We start from the raw sequence: 1857 nt of genomic DNA, 5'->3' as shown, positions 1-1857 counted from the left end.
GCGCTAAACCTTTGGCTTCATCGCGGTGGCAAACTAACAAAGCGCTTAAGGCAGATTCGCAACGCATGGCATTTTTAGTATGCGTTGATTTATGTGTTTAAGGTGTTATGCGGTGACTTCGTATTGCGTTGCTCACTACTTAGCTTAGCGTTATATTTACGAGGGATATAGTGAAAACAATCGATTTAGGAAAGTACCAACAATGGGTTGCTGTAGTTGTTACAGGCATGATTACTACACCAGTAGTTCCCTTAGGACTTGGTCCTGACATGTATATTTGTAAAGTTAGTGATCTTCCAGAATCAATGAAAAGTCCCTTCTCATCATCTTTAAAATCTTCGTTTGAAAGTTTTGGACTAGAAGCATCTGAAAAACTAACGCTAAATAACCCAAAATTGCTAATCGTACCAACAGTAAACACTGATGAAGATACAGTTAAAAATGCGCTTATTGTAGCGGATATGGCTTTGGCTCTATTTAACAAAAAGTACTTCTCGGCTAAAGCTCGATTTATTAATTGGGATCGCAGTCAAGGAAAGGCTATTGGAGTTGTTTGCAACGAAGGAAACTTTGAACCTATAACAAGCTCTAATTCACCATTTGGTCCAGGTATTGTTAAGGCCTTAGAAACTGACGTTTGGGATTGGTTACTAGGTCATTTTCTAAGAGGGACATTAAATGATCTAGGTAAACGGATTTATAAATGCCTAGAGTGGGAACGTGAAGCACAGTTTTCCTCGCACATTACGCATAAGTTTGCATTTAACTGGATAGGTCTTGAAGCTATGTTGCCTGATAAAGAGTGCACGGACAGTGCTTTTGTTCGTAGGTATTGTATGGTTATCGGCGCACCAAGAGGTGCAGATTCTAAAGCAATCATGGATACTCTTGTCGACAATGAAAAATTCAAGTCAAATATCAATCCAATGGGGAAAGTGTGGGTTAAAGAAATTAAGGAAATGTATCAATATCGCTGTGCAATATTCCATGAGGGCTCTAGTGAACTTAACTCTGAAGACATAGATCCCAAGAGGGTTGAGTGGTATTACCATCTTACAAATACTTTAACTATGCGTGTCATAGGCTATGCAGTGCAGGCTTTAATTGATGGAGTTGAAACCATTGAAGACTTCTGGGCAAATTTTATGGTTAACCATCTTTTCAGTGATCAAAATCACTGGTTAAAAAATGGCACATTTCACCTTAATGATATTTTGCAACATGATTGGGAGAATGGTCAAAAATACTTCGAAATGTAAATATAACAAATTGCTTAAGAGTGACGGCTAACCTTTGGCGATTTTGGTTCGGTTGGGTTTAGTGATTGCGGTGGCTTTGCTCGGGTTTCGTGGTGGTTAGCCGCACCTTAGCAAGGCGTTAGTTTGCAAAGGGCAGAAAAGCGTTTGTGGTCTAAAAGCTTTGTTCTGCGTTCTAGCTATTCACCTGTTCGTCTTCCAATCTCACGAACTTTCCGGTGGCACTATGTTGGAAGCGTTTGCGGTGAGTGAGTCACTTACTGGTTCTAACATTATTGCTAGTTCTTTGGTGCGTTTTCTTTTTCTTGGCGGCTAATTCGTTAACAAATTGCTTGGTCATATTTGGTTGTCAGGTTGGTCGAACGAATCCTTTGCCAGTTAAAGCACTTCAAACCGTCGTTGTTTGTCGTCTGTCGCTTCTTAGCCAAGTGCGTTTTGTTGGTTGGGTTTAAATTCTGAGCTGTCCGTTTTACTTTTGGGTTTAAAGCCATTAGTTTTAGAGCTAATTCAGCACCTTGGCGCTAAACCTTTGGCTTCATCACGGTAGCAAACTAACAAAGCGCTTAAGGCAGATTCGCAACGCGTGGCATTTTTAGTATGC

At 40.3% G+C, this 1857-nt stretch carries 1 protein-coding gene; it reads left to right on the top strand.

The genetic code is table 11. The annotated features are described in order from the left end of the window. Nucleotides 1-170: 170 nt before the first annotated feature. Nucleotides 171-1259 carry a hypothetical protein gene (locus tag ACED48_RS20390; RefSeq protein WP_017057326.1) on the top strand — a complete coding sequence of 363 codons (1089 nt, stop codon included), beginning with the start codon at nt 171-173 and terminating at the stop codon, nt 1257-1259. The last annotated feature ends 598 nt before the right edge of the window (nt 1260-1857 follow it).

This window comes from Vibrio sp. 5S239, from assembly GCF_041439575.1.
GTDB classification, from domain to species: Bacteria; Pseudomonadota; Gammaproteobacteria; order Enterobacterales; family Vibrionaceae; genus Vibrio; species Vibrio kanaloae.
Note: the sequence above shows the minus strand (reverse complement) of the source record. Positions and strands in the feature narration are given on the sequence as shown.